This window comes from Weizmannia sp. FSL K6-0777 (assembly GCF_038593185.1).
GTDB lineage: Bacteria > Bacillota > Bacilli > Bacillales > Bacillaceae_C > Weizmannia > Weizmannia faecalis.
This window is the reverse complement of record NZ_CP151971.1, coordinates 3,411,897-3,431,295: the sequence shown is the minus strand read 5'-3', so window position 1 is coordinate 3,431,295 and position 19,399 is coordinate 3,411,897. Positions and strand designations below refer to the sequence as shown.

Genomic DNA, 19,399 nt, shown 5'->3' with positions numbered 1-19,399 from the left:
TCACGATAGCTTTTCGCTTCTTTATTTATGTCCAAGGCGTGTTACTCATCCCTTCTAAGGAAAGAAGCAATTGATTGACGTTGTAAGGAACGATTTATTATATAGCCCCCGATAATGAGAAAACTGATTTCAATTAAAATAGACAACAGAAAATATTTAAAATAGAAAACAAGGGGATACTGACGCGGTAACATTATCAATCCAATACAACAAATTAACATACTTAAAATCATAGAGACAAAAACATAAATGAATATTTCGCTAAAAACGAGTTGCATGATGTTTCTTTTACTCATCCCAAGAGATAAGTAAATGCCCCACTGTCTCTTCTGAGTTTGATATTTGCTAAAGATCATGATCGTGACGGAAATCGCAGTGAGGATAAGAGAGACAAAAAACAAAAGCATGCCAAGCACCTTGAGATAATTATAAATTTTATTATCGTCTTTTATTAATTGAGAAGTATTCTGCACTAAGCTGCCAGGAAATGTTGACGATAAGGATTTTACTTGTTTATCAAGATTCATTTTTTCTTTATGAGAGATATCTTTTTTCGTGTAAATCTCAAGTTCATTAAACCCATGGAACAAACCGGATTTTACTGCGGTTTGAGTGTCCATCAAAATAATAAAGTCATCTTTTTTTATTTCTACAGAAGGGCTGACTCTATATTTAAATGGTTTATGAATAACATCTAGAATTTTTAACTTTTTTTGACTGGTTTTCATTCCGGTTGGCGTTTTATACAATCTGACTAAAGTCAATGTATTTCCAACTAAGATTTTATCCTCGTTTGTGTTTTTCTTGTTAACTGGATTATAAATGAATGCTTTGCCATCAAGATCTTTATATTTCTTTGGAGCCTCAATATTTTTCCAGTCGTCTTTATTGAGAAGAACGTATTTTACATCCGGAATAATAATTTTATTATTATAAGTTTTATAAGCAGAGTTTTCATTAAAGATCCAATTGTTAATGGAAGGTGTAATCATTTTCCGATCAATTAGCGTTTCGACATCTTCCATGAATGGAGTTTTATCTATGTATAAAACCCCGGGTGTTTTTTCCAGTTTTTTTACTTCAGCTTCTGTAAAGGTTAATCCCTGGTGACTTAATACTTTTAAATTTTGTTGTGTTTTAAAGCTAAAAGCTTCTTGGGAGTTTAAATAATACTTGGATTTAAGCCCTTCCCAACTATATAAATTATCTTTTTGAATATAATTTGTAAATGTGAATGTTAAAGATGAAAAGCATAAAATTAATACAGTAAGGTAGAATTGCTTCGGATTCGAAAATAATTCTTTCACTAATAATTTTCCATAGCTAGAATGAAAGCCTTTAAAAACGCTTTTATATCGTTCGCTGAAACTTACACGATTTTGCTGGTTCAATAGTTCTTGTACATGTAATGTGCCGGACTCCTTAACATTTTTAAGGAATAAAAATAAGATCATAAAGAATAATCCAATGTATAGTAATATACTCATTCCAACCATTTCAATCATCAGCATAAAGTTAGAAAAATACTCTCTGTATGAGAAATGAATGATTAGTGACTGAATAGAATATACTATAGGAAATGAAAATAAGGCACTTAAAACAAAAATAATAACAGCTTGGTAAATGTATATGCGGTATAAAGCTCGTTGACTTGCACCTACGGATTTCATAATACCCAATTTTTTATGTTGATCTTGGGTAAAATATAAAATGAGACTGTTTATAGAAAATAGTGAAAGAATCACAATTAATAATTGAAATGTAATCGATAAGGACCTGATAGTATCACATTGATTTAGTCCGTTATTAAATAATCGACTATTAACAGTGCCTTGTTGGTCATAGTGATTAATAAGATCTATTGATTTTTCAAACGAATCTTTTGTGCTTTCGTTATATTTGAACAAAAAACTATTATTTTTCTTATAATTGGTAGTTAACTGTTTAGATATAAATATATTCGGGAAGTCATTGACACCCTTCTCAAAATCCTCGGCTACTGACCATTGTGATGAATAATTTTTTACTATTCCAACAAGGCGTAAGCTTTTCGTGCTGTTGCCAATTTTGATTGTTCTTTTTTCCGCGATTCTCCAATTTTTTAAAGGGCCTTGTAAATACGCAGATTCTATCGCAACCTCATTTGGCTTCTCCGGAAATCTCCCACTTATTAATTTTAAATGCCCCAATAATATTGATTTTTTATCCATCCAGCCCACCGTTGCAAATCTATCACTACTAACTTTAGTTTTACCAATAATTTGATATACTCCTACCGATATCCCCTTATTTCTCTTCAACAATGATTTTTTTGTTTCTGTAATATTTGTTAACATACCGGTATGTTCTCCGTAAGTATTCTGAGCCTTTTGTTTAATTGCCGATCTTACAGATTCAGAAGCAATAAATATAGAAGCTACGGATGATAGAACAATCGCAATTGAACCAGCGATGAGAAATAACCATTTTTTTCGCGATAAAAGAATTTTCATGCTTAAATTAAACATTTTCTTGTATCACCTGCAATCTCCCGTTTTTCATAAGAAACAAAGTATCTGGAAATTCGAATAAATTCTTTTCGTGAGTGACAACAATCAGTGTTATATTTTTTTTGTTACACAGACTTGTGAATAAATGGATCATTTTTTTGGTTGTTTCTCCATCAAGATTACCGGTGGGCTCATCGGCAAATATAATTTCGGGATCAGTAATAAGTGCCCGGGCAATGGCTACTCTTTGTTGTTCCCCTCCTGATAAAAAGTCAGGAAGCTTATGTAATTGATTTTCAATCCCTAAATATCCAGCTAATTCTTCCACTTTATTTGTTCTTTCATGCCTATTTATAAACATGAGTGGAAGTTCTATATTTTCTTTTACAGTCAATTCCGGAATAAGTTGAAAAGATTGGAATATAAATCCGTATTGTTCTCCTCTAATAGCAGCCTGTTCCGAATCCTTTAGATCATAAAAGGATTTTCCTTTGTAATATACTTTTCCAGATGTGGGTTTCTCCATTCCTCCCAGAATATTTAACAAGGTTGATTTCCCTGCTCCACTTTTCCCTTCAATGACATAAATCTTTCCTTTTTGAATGGTAAGGGATGTTTCTTTCAATTCCATGTTACTGCTCTTTTGATTATATCTTTTACAAATTCGATTAGCTTCTATTAATGCTTCCATAATATTCTCCTTCAATAAAAACGATAATATTTTTGAGCTATGTATTCATATGGTCATTTTAGGTATGGATCTGCATCGTAAGTCATTATTCATAGAAGAGATCTCCTCGCGGCATAGTGGTTGCCATTTTTTGTGAATGGCTGGCAAAATGGGAGAAGTAAAACTACTCTCTGAATTTTGAAGTTTCCAGTATATTGATAATGATGGAACTTTTTAAAAAAGAATCTGTTTAACATAATATTCCAATTATAATGTGAGTTTACTCATACCGACAATATTGATATTAGCATTATATATTCCGACTGAAGCAGGTGCCAAGCGTTCTGGCCATTCTTTTAGTATTGTTGCAAACGTTACCGGGCCAACAAAGGATAAGTTGGATACTGATACAGCTAAAACTACAGTGCCAGCAAAGCTGAACGACCCAAATAGCATTTTCCGCTAGGAGTTGCCGCTGGACAAAAATGCAGCGTGTGCTTCCAAAAGCAAAAAACCGGCAGCTGAATGCCGGTTTTTTGCTTTCGCTCAATGGCAAGTACGAAAATAAATTTTCTTTCCACATAGAATTCTGTTGTTTCTTTCTACCAGATGGATGTAAAATGGACAAGGATATAGGAGATGTGCTTGAATAGGCGGAAGGTGGGAGTAGGACTCGTCAATCGCTTATTTTTTCAAGGGATGTGGACTGTTTGTTTTCTTTCATCAAAATTTTACTATCATGCAGCGGTATGATCGTTTTTTTGCTGGCTGGGTATTATTTATACAGTAAAGAACTTGGTGCCATCCCTTTTTTAATCCTCTCTTTTTTTCTGTTTTATCTTGCATACCGGCTGATGAGGACACCGGGCCGCTTAAAAATCCGGGATAAAAAAAGCCGGAAAAGGCCGCGGGGCTAGCATAAACGTTTGCTTTTTGTATATAATGGTAAATATGTTTTCTATTAAATCATGCAAAGATTAGCATTTGCCTGCCATATAGCAGTTTTGATCAATGAGAAAGGGTGTGCGACGCGTGAGCTTGCGACAGTTGCCGAAAGAAGAACTGAAGGAAATGTCTTTTATCGAGTTGGCGGAACAAATATTGGAGGAAAAGAAACAAGTGACTTCCTTCCAGGACTTGCTTGCGGAAATCGGCGCGGTTTTAGGATTGCCGGAAGAAGAGACCGAAAGAAAAATGATCCAGTTCTATACGGACTTAAACATTGACGGGAGATTTATCAGCCTGGGGGACAACACTTGGGGTCTCCGCGCCTGGTACCCGGTTGACCAGATTGACGAAGAAGTGACCCACACCGTGAAAACAAAAACGAAGCGGAAAAAAGCGAAAGTTGTCGAGGAAGAAGAGGACATTATTGATGATGAGGACCTCGATCTTGAGGATATCGATGATGTCGTCGAAGATGATGATGAGGATTTTGCCGACGAAGACGAGGAAGATGAAGATTTGGCCGAAGACGAAGATTTGGCTGACGATGAGTTTTCTGATATCGATGAAGATGAAGATGATGATGAAACTTTCGAAGACGATGAACTGCTCACGGATGATTTCGACATTACTGAAGACGAAGAAGAGGAAGACGCTAACGACAAAGATTAGTCTTGACTTCTTTCCAGGACAACGGTAGTATTATGTTTGGGCTCCTTTGAAAAGGACGGAATATCGCAAAATAAATCAAGCTCCCCCTTGCAACCCGTATTGCAAGAGGGGCTTTTTGTTTTTTACAGGACTGATTTAAAAAACGATTCATACCAGACCCAAGCCCTTAAAAATGGATGAAGCCGTGTATTGGGGCAACAATAATGTTACATTACAGGAGGGGACAACACGTGACAAAATATATCTTTGTAACAGGCGGGGTCGTTTCCTCGCTGGGAAAAGGGATTACTGCGGCATCGCTCGGGCGGTTGTTAAAAAACCGCGGGTTGAATATTACGATCCAGAAATTTGACCCGTATATTAATGTTGATCCGGGGACGATGAGCCCGTACCAGCACGGGGAAGTGTTTGTAACGGACGACGGCGCGGAAACCGACCTTGACCTCGGCCATTATGAACGTTTTATTGACATTAACTTAACAAAATACAGCAGCGTCACGACCGGTAAAGTTTATTCCGAAGTCATCCGGAAAGAACGACGCGGCGAATATCTCGGCGGCACCGTACAGGTCATCCCGCATATTACCAATGAAATCAAAGAACGTGTCTTTCGTGCTGGAAAAGTAACCAATGCAGATGTCGTCATCACCGAAATCGGCGGGACGGTCGGTGATATTGAATCGCTTCCGTTCCTTGAAGCAATCCGGCAAATCAAAACGGATGTCGGCATTGACAATGTCATGTATATCCATTGTACATTAATTCCTTATTTAAAAGCATCGGGCGAAATGAAGACGAAGCCGACCCAGCATAGTGTAAAAGAATTGCGCGGCCTCGGAATCCAGCCAAATGTCATTGTCGTCCGGACGGAAATGCCGATCTCCCAGGATATGAAGGACAAGATTGCATTGTTCTGCGATATCCAGCCGCGCGAAGTGGTCGAATGCATCGATGCCGATACGTTATATGCCATTCCGCTCATGCTGCAGGAACAAAAACTGGACCAGCTTGTTTGCGACCATTTAAAACTGCAGTGCCCGGAAGCAGATATGGCCGAATGGAGAGGGCTTGTTGACCGGGTGCGCAATCTGAAAAAGACGGTAAAAATTGCGCTTGTCGGCAAATATGTGGCACTCCAGGATGCCTATCTTTCCGTTGCAGAAGCGCTCAAACATGCCGGCTACCAGTTTGATGCAGATATTGATATTGACATGATCAATGCCGAAGAGGTGGACAGGGAAAATGTGGCGGATCTGCTGAAAGATGCGGACGGCATATTAGTGCCGGGCGGTTTCGGCGATCGCGGCATCGAAGGGAAAATTCTTGCCATCCAGTATGCCCGTGAACACAAGATTCCGTTTCTCGGCATCTGCCTTGGTATGCAGCTTGCATCGGTCGAATTTGCCCGCCATGTCCTCGGTTTGAAAGATGCGCACTCCTCGGAGATCAACCCGGATACGCCTTATCCGGTGATTGACCTTTTGCCGGAGCAAAAAGAAATTGAAGACCTCGGCGGTACGCTTCGCCTCGGGCTTTATCCTTGCCGGCTTGTGAAAGGTACGAAAGCGTATGAAGCTTATCAGGATGAAGTCATTTATGAGCGCCACCGCCACCGTTATGAATTTAACAATCAATTCCGTGAACAGATGGAAAATGCCGGGTTCACGTTCTCAGGGACAAGCCCGGACGGCCGGCTCATTGAAATTGTCGAGCTGAAGGACCATCCGTGGTTCGTTGCTTCCCAGTTCCACCCGGAATTTACCTCGCGCCCGACACGCCCGCAGCCTTTGTTTAAAGGGTTTATCGAAGCGTCGATCAAGGGGAAACAATAAACTCGTCCCTTTGGAAGTGCTCCATTTTTCCAAAGGCACCTAAATGAAAAAAGCGGTGAGAGACCATTATGCTTGGTTTCTCACCGCTTTTTTGCATCCCGTTTTTTTCATACAAAAGCCCGGAATTTTTTTCGGGTTTTTTATAAAAAACCATTGACGGAGAAGTGTATGAACGATATGATACACATATCAGCTGTATGAATGTATTAATACGATCATTTTGACGTTCGTGTATGAAGCCCTTCATACACATGGAGAGATGAAAAAGGATGGGGGCGATTCAGATCATCGCAGAGATTAAATGGAATAACCGCGATCCTGTCTACATCCAGGTTATCCACTATTTTAAAACCCGGATTGCGTCAGGGAGCCTTGAGGCGGGACAGGAAATTCCATCGCGGCGCGAACTTGCAGCCATGTTAAAAATCAATCCGAATACCGCGCAAAGAGCGTATAAAGAAATGGAGGAGCAAGGTTTGATCCACACAGAACGCAATCTTCCGAGCCGGATTACAACAGACCGGGAAGTGCTTGCCCGGGTACGGGAAGAACTGATCCAGTCAGCATTGGCTGATTTTCTGGATGCGATCCGCCCGATGGACATTCCGCTGGAGGAGCTATTGGAGCTGGTAAAAAGGCAATACCGCGGGCAAAAGGGGGGCCGGGCATGATTGAAGTTATGGAAGTTACGAAAAAATACGGGCGAAAAAAAGTGCTTGATTCGCTTTCTTTTACAGCAGAAAAAGGGGAAATTACCTGTTTGATCGGGGTGAACGGGACAGGCAAAACAACCACTTTAAAAGCGATTGCAGGGCTTGTCCCGGTCAGCAAAGGAAAGATTCTGATCGACGGGGAACCGTACAACAAACATATTTACGAGAAGCTGGCATTCATTCCGGATGCGCCCATCATGCTGCCGCGGATGAAAATCAAAGATGCCATTCTTTTTATGCGAGATTATTATCCGGACTGGAATGCATTGCGCGCAAAAGACTTGCTTTATTTTTTCAAACTGAATGAAAATGACCGGATCGGTGACCTTTCGAAAGGAAACATGGCAAAAGTGAATTTGCTGCTTGGGCTATCGCTCGATGTCGATTATGTGCTGATGGATGAACCTTTTTCGGGCATTGATATTTTCAGCCGGGAACAAATTGCAGATGTGTTCGCAAGCGGCCTGGTTGAAAACCGCGGGGTGTTGATTACCACACATGAAATCAACGATATTGAGCATCTATTGGACAAAGTGGTGCTGCTCGGGGACGGGAAGGTTTTAAAAGAATTTTACACGGAAGACATTCGCCAAAGCGAAGGGAAATCCGTTGTCGATATAATGAGGGAGGTATACCGGCAATGAAAAGTTTTGTAAAACTCGTCAACTTCGAAATCAACCGTTTTGCGAAAATCTACTGGTCTTTGGTTGCAATCACCATCCTTTCACAATTTACGGCCGTTTTTTTGACGGTGCATCGTTACATCACTAAAGCAAATGAGATCATGTATCATCAGTCACTGCCAAAGCTGGCATACGTAAAGCATTATGGTTCGATCGGCTTTATCGACTGCTTTGGTTCGATTTGGTTCATGGGGCCGATTGCGCTTTGTGCGGCGGCCATGATGTTTTATATATTCCTGATTTGGTACAGGGACTGGTACGGTAAGCATACGTTTATATACCGGCTTTTGATGCTTCCTGTTGAAAGATGGAATCTCTATTTGGCGAAAGCGGCAAGCATTTTGCTGATGGTGTTTGGATTTGTTGCTGTTCAGATTGTTTTGCTGCCGGTTGAACATTTCTTTTTTAATGCTATTACACCGGGCATTTACAGGATGGATATGACGGTCATAGATGCTGTCTTAAGTTTTCCCTTGTTTAACCTGCTCCTTCCTAGTACAGTGATAGACTTTCTCTTACATTACGGGTTAGGGTTTACAGTGGTCCTTGTGATCTTTACGGCCATCTTATTGGAAAGAAGTTTCCGCATGAAGGGGGTCTTGCTCGGCCTGCTTTTCGGCTTTCTCTCGTTCGTTTTATTTTGGACGCCGGATTTCCTCTTTGATATATTGCTGCCCGGTGTTTTGTACCAATCGGAATTGTTATGGATTGAAGTGGCCATGACTGCCATCATCGCGGGGTATTCCATCCTGCTGGGGGGATACTTGATCAAATACAAAGTAACGGTGTAAGGGAGAGATACGATGAGACGCTATATAAATTTATTGGTGATTGTGGTTGCGGTTGTGGCGGCGATTCCCTTTTTTTACACCGCATTGGCCGCTGACAAGGATCCGGGGCTTATGCTGAAAAAGATAAGCGGAAATGAAAAAGAAATCCGAAATGTTAAAATCACTGCTCTGGATAACCAGGAAAACCATTTGAATCGCATGTTTTCGATTACTTCATCTGGAAGCCGCTATTTAGGAAGGGAATCTTCTTTTTCGCTACTAGATGAAGACCCCGATTGGTACAAGCAGTATGTCAAGCAGTACCCCCGATTTATGAGGGGAAAGACCAATCAAGGCGGCTTTTATGAGGATAGACAAATGATTGCTTATGCGGACATCATTCCGCAGCCGCTTCACCGGTTCGATAAAGAACTGTATGTCGAGGTGCTGGATAAGAAAACAAGAAAAACAGAAACAATGAAGAGGAAGGTGCAGGGTTTTTCAAAACAATCTTTTCCATCGGTTTGGGATGTGCAAAAAACCGGGAATGAGCTGAAAGTAGCGGCAGCCACAGATGGAGATATCCGCGTATATCGTGTCAGCCTGCCGGACAAGAAAATAACCGGAGGCAAATGGATTACACAAAGAGGACAGACGGGGAGAATGGCTCAATATACCCAGCTCGCAGAAACCGACATGAACAAGCCCAACCATATACTGGCATATCAAGAAGAGAAAGTGGACGATGACGGTTCAGTAAAGGAAATGAATACCGTCATTTACAAATATTACACAAATGAAACGAAAAAACTCAAGCCACCGATAAACATTCCGCTGCGAAACCGCGATAATTGGAAATATGTTTACAACGGAAAGACGGTTTATATGGCAACCGGGGGAAAGAAAGGAGGCGCGCGCCTTTTAACCTTTGACGGGAATGGAAAGCTGAAAGCAGACAAGACATTTGCTATCAAGTACCAGAGTACGGGCAACCCCATCCCTGAAATCAAAAACGGCAGGTTGTACTTCCTTATCCCGAACGATTCCCGGGAAAAAGCGTGTCTCCTGTATGTGTTTGACATTTCAAGCGGCAAGCAGCTGTACAGTGGAAAAGTGGTTCAAAAAGGAAAACGAATTAACCCCCGGTATGTGGAAGGGGTTAAGTTGACGATAGAATAAAAGGGGGGCCTTCCCCTTTTATTTTTTTTGCCGCTTTTCCGCCTCCGTCTATGATCATTTAATTTGCCACTTGCATAAGCAGGAAAAAAGGAACAAGAAGTAGAAATAGTTTAACATACATAAAGCAAGTGAGTAATGCCAGGCAAAAATACATACAAATTTTGTTAAAACTGATCAGCTGATGGAGGAGAAAAATGAGAGAGCCGAATATTTTAATTGTTGACGACCAATTTGGCATCCGGGTTTTGCTTACGGAAGTGCTGCAGAAAGAGGGCTATGAAACCTTTCAGGCGGCAAACGGCCCCCAGGCACTTTCCCTGGCTGCAAACCATGAAATCGACCTTGTCTTGCTGGATATGAAAATCCCCGGCATGGACGGCATTGAAATTTTAAAAAAGCTGAAAGAAATGAAACCGGATATCCGGGCCATCATTATGACCGCTTACGGCGAACTGGACTTGATTGAGAAAGCGAAGGAGCTCGGGGCGCTGACCCATTTTGCAAAGCCGTTTGATATTGACGACATCCGCAAGGCAGTGAAAAAATATTTGGCAATGTAAGCGCATGAAGTGAAAAAAGTGCTAAACCGTAAAATTTTGATAATTTTATTTCTTTTTACCGACAAATAAAGTTCATTGGTAAATGCCGGTTTTGTTTGTTATGATTGTTAAGGAATGATCAATAGGCTAGTATGATGTTATGAAGATTGTATATCATAAAAATGATAACCTCGGGCAATCTTTTTAACGCAAATGATAAGGAGGAAAATTCATGCCTTTAGTTTCCATGACTGAAATGCTGAATAAAGCAAAAGAAGGGAAATATGCGGTAGGGCAATTCAACGTCAATAACCTTGAATACGCCCAGGCCATTCTGATGGCTGCAGAAGAAGAAAAATCCCCGGTCATCCTCGGTGTTTCCGAAGGAGCAGGCCGTTACATGAGCGGTTTTAAAACCGTTGTAAAAATGGTTGAAGGATTAATGGAAGACTTGAACGTCACGGTTCCGGTCGCGATCCATCTTGACCACGGTTCAAGCTTTGAAAATGCAAAGAAAGCCATTGATGCAGGCTTTACTTCTGTAATGATCGACGCTTCCCACCATCCGTTTGATGAAAACGTGGAAATTACTTCTAAAGTGGTGGAATATGCGCATGCCCACGGCGTATCTGTGGAAGCAGAACTCGGCACTGTCGGCGGCCAGGAAGACGATGTTGTCGGAAAAGGTATCATTTATGCGGATCCTGAAGAATGCAAAAAACTGGTTGACGCAACCAAAATCGATGCTTTGGCACCGGCTCTTGGTTCGGTTCACGGCCCTTACCACGGCGAACCAAACCTTGGCTTCAAAGAAATGGAAGAAATCAGCAAAATTACCGGCATGCCGCTTGTACTTCACGGCGGGACAGGCATCCCTGAAGCTGATATTAAAAAAGCTATTTCTTTAGGTACTGCGAAAATCAACGTGAATACGGAAAACCAAATTGCTTCCGCGAAAACGGTTCGTGAAGTATTGGCAGCTGATCCGGATGTATACGATCCGCGCAAATACCTCGGGCCTGCACGCGAAACGATTAAACAAACCGTTATCGGCAAAATCCGCGAGTTCGGTTCTAACCAAAAAGCATGATTGTTTTAGATTAGCCGAGAACACACATGCCTTAAGGATGAGTGTTCAAGATAAAAAGGTCTGGCGCTGCCCCGTGCGTGCCGGGCTTTTTTGGTATGGCGTTTTAAAATGCGAATGGCTTCAGGCGTTTAGATTTGGGCTTTTTTAGGGAAACAAGGTTCAAAGGTGCGAAACAAGAGGATTTATAGTTTTTTTGGATAGGCGCCAGTGAAAAAAACGGTTGTTTTTCTGAACTTTCTTTTCGTTCCGTGGTATAGTGGAAATGGATACATAGGAACCATAAAAGGAGATGGAAGCAGAATGAAATTTTTTATTGATACTGCCAATTTCGAGGAAATCAAAACCGCAAATGAATGGGGGATTTTGTCCGGCGTAACGACAAATCCGTCGCTTGTGGCAAAGGAAAATGTTTCATTCCATGACCGGTTAAAAGAAATTACGGCGCTCGTGCCTGGTTCTGTCAGTGCTGAAGTCGTTTCCGAAGATGCGGAAGGTATGGTGAAAGAAGGAAAAGAACTGGCGGCTATTGCTCCGAATATTACAGTCAAAGTGCCGATGACGCCGGAAGGAATGAAAGCCGTTCATCAATTGGCACAGGCAGGCATCCGCACAAATGTTACCCTGGTTTTCAGCAGCAATCAGGCGCTTTTGGCGGCAAGAGCGGGTGCAACGTATGTTTCGCCGTTCCTTGGCAGGCTGGATGATATCGGTCATGACGGCATCCACCTGATTTCCGAGATTGCCGAAATTTTTTCCATCCATCAAATTGATACGGAAATTATCGCAGCTTCGATCCGCCACCCGCAACATATTACACAAGCGGCGCTCGCAGGGGCGCATATCGCAACCGTCCCGTTTAAAGTGCTCACACAGCTGTTCAAGCATCCATTAACGGACAAAGGGATTGAACAATTTACACGCGACTGGAACAGCCGTACAGCAGAATAACGGAAATATTTAAAATTGCTCTTTATTTCTTGCTTTCTCCGGGACAGTTTGATTTTCCGCCTGTTCGGCAATCCTGTTGCTGGGATTCATATTGTTTTTCGGAGCTTTCGGACTCAGTTTGCGAACGGCCATTTACAGCCGGAATGTACATCCATACCCGCTAAAGAAGGGAGCTTAATATGGAAAAGCTAAAAATTGCCGGGGGATATCCTTTGAAAGGCACCATTAAAGTGAGCGGCGCAAAAAATAGCGCTGTCGCTTTAATACCTGCGACCATCCTCGCGGAATCTCCTGTAACAATAGAAGGCTTGCCTGAAATTTCCGATGTCCGGACATTGACCGGCCTGCTGGAAGAGATCGGGGCAACGGTTACGTCAGAGGACGGGGAAATTACGGTCGATCCCCGCCATATGATCTCGATGCCGCTGCCCAATGGCAGGGTGAAGAAACTGCGTGCCTCATACTATTTAATGGGCGCGATGCTCGGCAGGTTCAAAAAAGCTGTCATCGGGCTGCCGGGCGGGTGCCATCTCGGACCGCGGCCGATCGACCAGCATATTAAAGGCTTTGAAGCATTGGGCGCAAAAGTGACAAATGAGCAGGGTGCCATCTATTTAAGGGCGGATGAATTGAAAGGTGCCCGTATTTATCTGGACGTTGTCAGTGTCGGGGCAACGATCAATATTATGCTGGCTGCCGTTAAAGCAAAGGGAAGGACAATCATTGAAAACGCTGCAAAAGAGCCGGAAATCATTGACGTAGCCACACTTTTGACAAATATGGGCGCAAAAATTAAAGGCGCCGGAACAGATGTCATCCGGATTGAAGGCGTAGACCATTTGAGCGGCTGCCGGCATACGATTATTCCGGACAGGATCGAAGCCGGTACGTTTATGATCCTGGCGGCGGCCGCGGGTGAAGGAGTACTTGTTGACAATGTCATTCCGCATCATCTCGAGTCGCTGACCGCAAAGCTCAGGGAAATGGGCATACCTGTGGAAACCGGGGATGAACAGATTTTTATCGGGAAAGCAGACAAGCTGAAACCCGTTGATATTAAAACGCTCGTTTATCCGGGGTTTCCGACAGATCTGCAACAACCGTTCACCACGCTTCTGACAAGAGCAGAAGGGACGTCCATCGTAACCGATACAATTTATTCCGCCCGCTTTAAACATATTGACGAGTTGCGGAGAATGAGCGCCAATATTAAAGTGGAAGGACGGTCTGCGATTGTAAACGGTCCGGTCCGGCTTCAAGGGGCAAAGGTGAAAGCGAGTGATTTGCGTGCGGGTGCTGCCCTTGTCATTGCCGGCCTGATGGCAGAAGGCGTGACAGAAGTGACAGGCGTTGAACATATCGACCGCGGATACAGCTGCCTCGTGGAAAAACTAACCGGACTTGGTGCTGCTGTTTGGCGGGAAGGCATGTCCGAAAAGGAGATGGAACACCTGAACCATTCCTAGCGAACAACTGCCGGCTCCCCCATAAATAGAAAAAAACAGAGAAATTATGACACAATAATTTTTTAAATGTGATATACTAATTAAAAATCTATTTATGGGGGTAGTGAAATTGGAAAGAAGTTTGTCAATGGAATTGGTTCGCGTCACGGAAGCTGCAGCACTTGCATCCGCAAGATGGATGGGGCGCGGATTGAAAGATGAAGCGGATGATGCGGCAACGTCCGCGATGCGTGATGTGTTCGACACCATTCCGATGAAAGGCACTGTCGTCATTGGTGAAGGGGAAATGGATGAAGCACCAATGCTGTACATCGGGGAAAAACTCGGGAACGGATACGGCCCCCGCGTTGACATTGCAGTTGACCCGCTGGAAGGAACGAATATTCTTGCATCCGGCGGCTGGAATGCGCTCAGTGTGCTGGCGATAGCAGATCACGGACATTTGCTCCATGCGCCGGATATGTACATGGATAAAATTGCTGTCGGCCCTGAAGCAGTCGGCATGATTGATATTAATGCGCCGATTATCGATAATTTAAAAGCTGTGGCAAAGGCAAAAAATAAAGATATCGAGGATGTGGTGGCAACAGTTCTGAACCGTCCGCGCCATGAAGAAATTATTGCGCAGCTCCGTGCTGCAGGCGCCCGGATCAAACTGATCAATGACGGGGATGTGGCAGCTGCCATTAACACGGCATTCGACCATACCGGTGTAGATATTTTGTTCGGATCGGGCGGCGCGCCGGAAGGGGTTATTTCAGCAGTTGCGCTGAAATGCCTCGGCGGCGAGATCCAGGGACGCCTTCTGCCGCAAAACGACGCGGAGCAAGAACGCTGCCTGAGCATGGGGGTTGACATCAATAAAGTGCTGATGATGGACGACCTTGTGAGCGGGGATGACGCCATTTTTGCTGCGACCGGCGTAACCGACGGGGAACTTTTGCGCGGTGTCCAATTTAAGGGCCAGTACGGATCCACCCATTCTGTCGTCATGCGTGCAAAGTCGGGGACGGTCCGCTTTATTGAAGGGCAGCACAGTCTGAAGAAAAAGCCGAACCTTGTGATCAAAGCGTAAATCTCCGGGGGACCATGCAGCTATAGCGGCGGGGGAAGGGCGGAAGTGCCGCCTTCCCTCCCATTTTCAACAAAGTTTTTTACCTCTTATGCTATTTTTAGTTGATTTCTCTTCTGTTTCAGGGTTAAAATGATTATGATTTTATTTATAAATATTCAATTGTTTGTCTTCTTTTTCTTCCGTACATGGTGCGGCTCCATAGATGCACGTGCTGCAACATTGCCTCTTTGCAGACAGCTCATGTTTTCTATCTATGCGCAAAGCAAAACTGTGGATGTTTTCATATCTTGCCTTCACATTCCTTTATTTTTAGCCTGTTCTGTTCCATTGGTATACCGGTATAGTTTTAAGCGCCGGGAACAAATGGAAAATTTTGATGTAACGGAAGAAACAGACTGCTCTACCCGACTGTAAATTGAAAAAGTGTGGTGTTTTTATGGAAAGTTTATCAATATCAAGTCTGGAAAATATGACGTTAAAAGAGCTTTATGCCCTTGCAAGAGAGTATAAAGTATCCTACTATAGCAAACTGACGAAAAAAGAGTTAATTTTTGCGATTTTAAAAGCACGGGCAGAGCAAGAAGGGTATTTCTTTATGGAAGGCGTGCTCGAAATCATCCAGTCGGAAGGATTCGGATTCCTGCGCCCGATCAACTACTCCCCAAGTTCGGAGGACATTTATATTTCTGCTTCGCAAATCCGCCGCTTTGATTTAAGAAACGGCGATAAGGTTTCCGGCAAAGTCCGGCCGCCGAAAGAAAACGAACGCTATTACGGCTTGCTGCATGTGGAAGCGGTAAACGGCCAAAACCCGGAAACCGCTAAGGAACGGGTTCATTTTCCGGCTCTGACGCCGCTTTATCCGAACCGGCAGATTATCCTTGAAACGGCTCCCGAAAAACTGTCCACCCGGATTATGGATTTAATCACCCCGGTTGGTTTCGGGCAGCGCGGTTTGATTGTGGCGCCGCCGAAAGCCGGTAAAACGATGCTGCTGAAAGAAATTGCCAACTCTATTACCGTGAACCATCCTGATGCGGAATTGATCGTTCTGTTGATTGATGAACGGCCGGAAGAAGTAACAGATATTGAACGTTCCGTGCATGCGGATGTCGTCAGCTCGACCTTTGACGAAGTGCCGGAAAACCATATCAAGGTTGCGGAACTCGTATTGGAAAGAGCGATGCGCCTTGTCGAGCATAAGCGCGATGTCGTCATTTTAATGGACAGCATTACGCGCCTCGCACGCGCCTATAACCTTGTGATTCCGCCGAGTGGGAGAACGCTTTCAGGCGGGATTGACCCGGCTGCGTTCCATCGTCCGAAACGGTTTTTCGGGGCGGCGCGTAATATTGAAGAAGGCGGCAGCCTGACAATTTTGGCCACCGCGCTAGTCGATACCGGATCACGCATGGATGATGTGATTTATGAAGAATTTAAAGGCACCGGGAACATGGAGCTCCATCTTGACCGCTCCCTCGCTGAAAAGCGCGTTTTCCCGGCCATCGACATCCGCCGTTCCGGTACAAGGAAAGAAGAACTGCTGCTTTCGAAAGACCATCTCGAAGTGCTGTGGGCGATCCGCAAATCGATGTCCGATTCTCCGGATTTTGTCGAAAAATTCTTGCGCAAGCTGAAACAATCCAAAACAAACGACGAGTTTGTGGAAATGATCAAAGCAGACTTGAAAGTATCATCGTCAAGGCGTGTAATATAAGGAAAAATAAGGAAGAACTTTTTTCAGGCAGTGATGTTGCATTTCCACTTCGGACTTGCTATACTAAGCATAGTGTGTTTATGAAATTTTACAGGGCGTGTCCCGTAAAACAATAGAACTCTGTTTCGCAATGACTCAGGGCTGAAGGAGATGAAAAGCATGAAACCAGGAATTCATCCAGAATACAAAAAAGTAATGGTCAAATGTGCGTGCGGCAACGAATTCGAAAGTGGTTCTGTAAAAGATGAACTGCGCGTGGAAGTATGTTCCGAATGCCATCCATTCTATACAGGACGCCAAAAATTCGCGACTGCTGACGGACGTGTTGATCGCTTTAATAAAAAATACGGACTTAAATAAAAGAATCCATGAAAAACAGGCGATGCGTTTGCCTGTTTTTTTTATGGGATTCCGGTTTGCCCGGACGGATTTTTCTGATCCTAAAACCATATTTGTTGAAATAAGGAGCGGGAACGATGGCACAGCTATTTTTCAGATACGGCGCAATGAACAGCGGCAAATCGATTGAAATATTGAAAGTTGCCCATAACTATGAAGAACAGAATAAACCGGTCCTTATCTTTACATCGGGTATCGATACGCGCGATGAAGAAGGCTATATTTCAAGCAGAATCGGTTTGCGCAGGAAGGCGATCCCGATCTACGATGATACGGATATTTTTGAAATGGTGAAAGGGTACAATCCCCCGCCATACTGCGTCCTGATCGATGAAGTCCAGTTTTTGAAAAAAAGACATGTGCTGCAGCTTGCCCGCATTGTCGATGATTTGCATATCCCGGTAATGGGATTCGGCCTTAAAAATGATTTTCAAAATGAACTTTTTGAGGGCAGCAAATACATGCTTTTGTATGCGGATAAAATCGAAGAAATGAAAACGATCTGCTGGTTTTGCGAGCGGAAGGCAACGATGAATTTGCGCGTCGATGAGAACGGGAAGCCGGTGTATACAGGAGACCAGATCCAGATCGGCGGGAACGACACGTATTATCCTGTTTGCCGCAAATGCCACGACCATCCGCCGCTGTGACGGCACGTGGTCCGTAAATAAACCTCCGTCCGAAGGGAAACCTATTGGAAAAGTCCTACGGTGTGATGTCAAGGGTTAAAAACAAGTGAATTGGAAATTTTGTTGGCTCTATGTCGTAAAAATGGCAATACTGAACTAAGCCTCCAGATAATTGGAATAATCTGGAAGTTTTCAAGTTCAGGCTATCGATGATGGTTACCTGGTTACCTCATCGCGTCACCTTCTTTTTCGGCGCATAAATTTGATCGTTGCGGAGCAGCGCATCGATCAGGCGCACCAGTTTTCTTGCCGTTAAGACGAGGGCGCGTTTGTGTGAGTGCTTATGCACCTCACGATATTTCTTTTGGTAAAAGGCGCGGTACTCAGGTTCGTGTCGCCGGACCAGATTGGCAGCCTCAACCAGGTAATACCGGAGATAACGATTGCCTGTACGCGCAAGCATTTTGTCATCAGCCTCAAAATCACCCGATTGGTGGCGGGGCCAGAACAATCCAGCAAATTTTGCGATCGCGGCTTGGTCGTCAAAGCGCTCAATGTCGCCGATTTCAGCGAGAATCCCAGCACAGCTCACCGGGCCTATTCCCGGAATGGTCTGGAGGGTATTCGGGATTCCATCAAGAACGCGGGCAATCGCCTTATCCAAATCCTTGATTTGGCGTTTAAGATGCCGGATGATCTCAATAGAACTGCCCAGGACCAAGTCAATCGAATCCTCCACACATTTAGAAAGCCGGTAAGAGGACCGGGCAGCTTTTTGGATGGATGCGGCCAAATCCTCGGGATCGCTAAAGCGGCCATGGCCTTTGGTCTGGAGATACATCGCTAAGTCCTCTAGAGGCATTTGGGCAATTTCATCGAGGCTATAGGCCTCAAGCAAAAATTCCGTTATGGCATGGCCGAAGACCGGTGTATCCACTTCAAGGTTAAAGGCACTGAATTTGAAAAACAGATGATTCAAAAATACCTGTTGTTCCCGGGTTAAACTTTGAATCAGGTGATAGCGCATCCGTGTTAACCGTTGAAGGGCAAGGTATTGTTCTGACTGAATCACGGATTTCGGCAATCTCCCGAAACGCAAGCGGTCCGCAATTACCCAGGCATCTTTGGGATCGGTCTTGTCCATCTCGGCATAAGCCTTTTTGAAATTTCTCACCAGCTTCGGATTCAGGGTAAACACCTTTGTACGACGCTGTTTCAGCTCGGGATCTTCATGGAAAAACATTGCCGGGTGCCAACTATACACAGATGTGGCCTCCATGGCGATCTGGATGGTGTCATCCGCCTCCGCATGTTGGAGGATGGCGTCTCTTAACTCAGAGGCACCGGGAAGATTGTTTGTCACCGTTTGGGTGGCCAACGTTTCCCCCATTCCATCCATCAGGCAGGCATCGAGGTTTTTGGAGCTCACGTCAATACCGACAAATAAGGGCATATGATTTCCTCCTCTCTGTATTGGGATCGATGGAATCGGACGCTTCGGGATATCCCCAGATGGCTTGCCGATCTGTCAGCCTCGCGTATGAGAACTCATCCGGGCCGTGGGCTGCCTGGAACTGCTCATT

General features: G+C 43.9%; 17 protein-coding genes. 14 read left to right on the top strand and 3 right to left on the bottom strand.

Features of this window, described 5'->3' with window-relative positions:
• Window positions 1-41: 41 nt before the first annotated feature.
• Together NST70_RS16460 and NST70_RS16455 are read right to left on the bottom strand one after the other, a co-directional pair.
• Window positions 42-2,507, bottom strand: coding sequence for an ABC transporter permease (locus NST70_RS16460; protein WP_342475459.1), 2,466 nt, complete (start codon window positions 2,505-2,507; stop codon window positions 42-44).
• Window positions 2,500-3,180: an ABC transporter ATP-binding protein gene (locus NST70_RS16455; protein WP_014096734.1), complete on the bottom strand. Its 681-nt coding sequence runs from the start codon at window positions 3,178-3,180 to the stop codon at window positions 2,500-2,502. The genes NST70_RS16460 and NST70_RS16455 overlap by 8 nt, the downstream gene beginning before the upstream one ends.
• Before the next feature lie 1,011 nt (window positions 3,181-4,191).
• Here NST70_RS16455 and rpoE point away from each other — a divergent pair.
• The 14 genes from rpoE to NST70_RS16385 all read left to right on the top strand — a co-directional run bounded on the left by rpoE (window position 4,192) and on the right by NST70_RS16385 (window position 17,837).
• Entirely contained in the window at window positions 4,192-4,776 is a 585-nt protein-coding gene (gene rpoE, locus NST70_RS16450) for a DNA-directed RNA polymerase subunit delta (protein ID WP_014096735.1), read from the top strand.
• 230 nt (window positions 4,777-5,006) lie between these two features.
• Window positions 5,007-6,608, top strand: coding sequence for a CTP synthase (locus NST70_RS16445; protein ID WP_014096736.1), 1,602 nt, complete (start codon window positions 5,007-5,009; stop codon window positions 6,606-6,608).
• A gap of 269 nt (window positions 6,609-6,877) precedes the next feature.
• Window positions 6,878-7,279 (top strand): GntR family transcriptional regulator, encoded by a 402-nt coding sequence (locus NST70_RS16440; RefSeq protein WP_014096737.1) that lies wholly within the window; start codon window positions 6,878-6,880, stop codon window positions 7,277-7,279.
• Complete coding sequence (locus NST70_RS16435) at window positions 7,276-7,965, top strand: ABC transporter ATP-binding protein (protein ID WP_014096738.1); 690 nt, start codon at window positions 7,276-7,278, stop codon at window positions 7,963-7,965. The genes NST70_RS16440 and NST70_RS16435 overlap by 4 nt, the downstream gene beginning before the upstream one ends.
• A complete protein-coding gene (locus NST70_RS16430; RefSeq protein ID WP_061577323.1) occupies window positions 7,962-8,795 on the top strand; it encodes a hypothetical protein in 834 nt (277 codons plus the stop codon). The genes NST70_RS16435 and NST70_RS16430 overlap by 4 nt, the downstream gene beginning before the upstream one ends.
• Before the next feature lie 12 nt (window positions 8,796-8,807).
• Window positions 8,808-9,953 carry a hypothetical protein gene (locus tag NST70_RS16425; RefSeq protein ID WP_014096740.1) on the top strand — a complete coding sequence of 382 codons (1,146 nt, stop codon included), beginning with the start codon at window positions 8,808-8,810 and terminating at the stop codon, window positions 9,951-9,953.
• 194 nt (window positions 9,954-10,147) lie between these two features.
• Complete coding sequence (locus NST70_RS16420) at window positions 10,148-10,513, top strand: response regulator (RefSeq protein WP_013860752.1); 366 nt, start codon at window positions 10,148-10,150, stop codon at window positions 10,511-10,513.
• A 211-nt stretch (window positions 10,514-10,724) separates the two neighbouring features.
• Complete coding sequence (locus tag NST70_RS16415) at window positions 10,725-11,582, top strand: class II fructose-bisphosphate aldolase (RefSeq protein ID WP_014096741.1); 858 nt, start codon at window positions 10,725-10,727, stop codon at window positions 11,580-11,582.
• A gap of 300 nt (window positions 11,583-11,882) precedes the next feature.
• A complete protein-coding gene (fsa, locus tag NST70_RS16410) occupies window positions 11,883-12,530 on the top strand; it encodes a fructose-6-phosphate aldolase (RefSeq protein ID WP_035189474.1) in 648 nt (215 codons plus the stop codon).
• Window positions 12,531-12,709: 179 nt separating this feature from the next.
• Window positions 12,710-13,996 (top strand): UDP-N-acetylglucosamine 1-carboxyvinyltransferase, encoded by a 1,287-nt coding sequence (locus tag NST70_RS16405; RefSeq protein ID WP_014096743.1) that lies wholly within the window; start codon window positions 12,710-12,712, stop codon window positions 13,994-13,996.
• 109 nt (window positions 13,997-14,105) lie between these two features.
• Window positions 14,106-15,071 (top strand): class II fructose-bisphosphatase, encoded by a 966-nt coding sequence (glpX, locus tag NST70_RS16400; protein ID WP_014096744.1) that lies wholly within the window; start codon window positions 14,106-14,108, stop codon window positions 15,069-15,071.
• 436 nt (window positions 15,072-15,507) lie between these two features.
• Window positions 15,508-16,788: a transcription termination factor Rho gene (gene rho / locus NST70_RS16395; protein ID WP_013860747.1), complete on the top strand. Its 1,281-nt coding sequence runs from the start codon at window positions 15,508-15,510 to the stop codon at window positions 16,786-16,788.
• 159 nt (window positions 16,789-16,947) lie between these two features.
• Entirely contained in the window at window positions 16,948-17,148 is a 201-nt protein-coding gene (gene rpmE, locus NST70_RS16390; protein ID WP_013860746.1) for a 50S ribosomal protein L31, read from the top strand.
• 116 nt (window positions 17,149-17,264) lie between these two features.
• A complete protein-coding gene (locus tag NST70_RS16385; protein ID WP_014096746.1) occupies window positions 17,265-17,837 on the top strand; it encodes a thymidine kinase in 573 nt (190 codons plus the stop codon).
• A 208-nt stretch (window positions 17,838-18,045) separates the two neighbouring features.
• Here NST70_RS16385 and NST70_RS16380 read toward each other — a convergent pair whose 3' ends face one another.
• A complete protein-coding gene (locus NST70_RS16380) occupies window positions 18,046-19,269 on the bottom strand; it encodes an IS110 family transposase (protein WP_013858393.1) in 1,224 nt (407 codons plus the stop codon).
• Window positions 19,270-19,399 lie beyond the last annotated feature (130 nt).

What these genes read in the sequence shown, in the direction of transcription:
- NST70_RS16460 (WP_342475459.1), bottom strand. Translation starts at nt 2,507, where the DNA reads ATGTTTAATTTAAGCATGAAAATTCTTTTATCGCGAAAAAAATGGTTA.
- NST70_RS16455 (WP_014096734.1), bottom strand. Translation starts at nt 3,180, where the DNA reads ATGGAAGCATTAATAGAAGCTAATCGAATTTGTAAAAGATATAATCAA.
- NST70_RS16440 (WP_014096737.1), top strand. Translation starts at nt 6,878, where the DNA reads ATGGGGGCGATTCAGATCATCGCAGAGATTAAATGGAATAACCGCGAT.
- NST70_RS16435 (WP_014096738.1), top strand. Translation starts at nt 7,276, where the DNA reads ATGATTGAAGTTATGGAAGTTACGAAAAAATACGGGCGAAAAAAAGTG.
- NST70_RS16430 (WP_061577323.1), top strand. Translation starts at nt 7,962, where the DNA reads ATGAAAAGTTTTGTAAAACTCGTCAACTTCGAAATCAACCGTTTTGCG.
- NST70_RS16425 (WP_014096740.1), top strand. Translation starts at nt 8,808, where the DNA reads ATGAGACGCTATATAAATTTATTGGTGATTGTGGTTGCGGTTGTGGCG.
- NST70_RS16420 (WP_013860752.1), top strand. Translation starts at nt 10,148, where the DNA reads ATGAGAGAGCCGAATATTTTAATTGTTGACGACCAATTTGGCATCCGG.
- NST70_RS16415 (WP_014096741.1), top strand. Translation starts at nt 10,725, where the DNA reads ATGCCTTTAGTTTCCATGACTGAAATGCTGAATAAAGCAAAAGAAGGG.
- fsa (WP_035189474.1), top strand. Translation starts at nt 11,883, where the DNA reads ATGAAATTTTTTATTGATACTGCCAATTTCGAGGAAATCAAAACCGCA.
- NST70_RS16405 (WP_014096743.1), top strand. Translation starts at nt 12,710, where the DNA reads ATGGAAAAGCTAAAAATTGCCGGGGGATATCCTTTGAAAGGCACCATT.
- rho (WP_013860747.1), top strand. Translation starts at nt 15,508, where the DNA reads ATGGAAAGTTTATCAATATCAAGTCTGGAAAATATGACGTTAAAAGAG.
- rpmE (WP_013860746.1), top strand. Translation starts at nt 16,948, where the DNA reads ATGAAACCAGGAATTCATCCAGAATACAAAAAAGTAATGGTCAAATGT.
- NST70_RS16385 (WP_014096746.1), top strand. Translation starts at nt 17,265, where the DNA reads ATGGCACAGCTATTTTTCAGATACGGCGCAATGAACAGCGGCAAATCG.
- NST70_RS16380 (WP_013858393.1), bottom strand. Translation starts at nt 19,269, where the DNA reads ATGCCCTTATTTGTCGGTATTGACGTGAGCTCCAAAAACCTCGATGCC.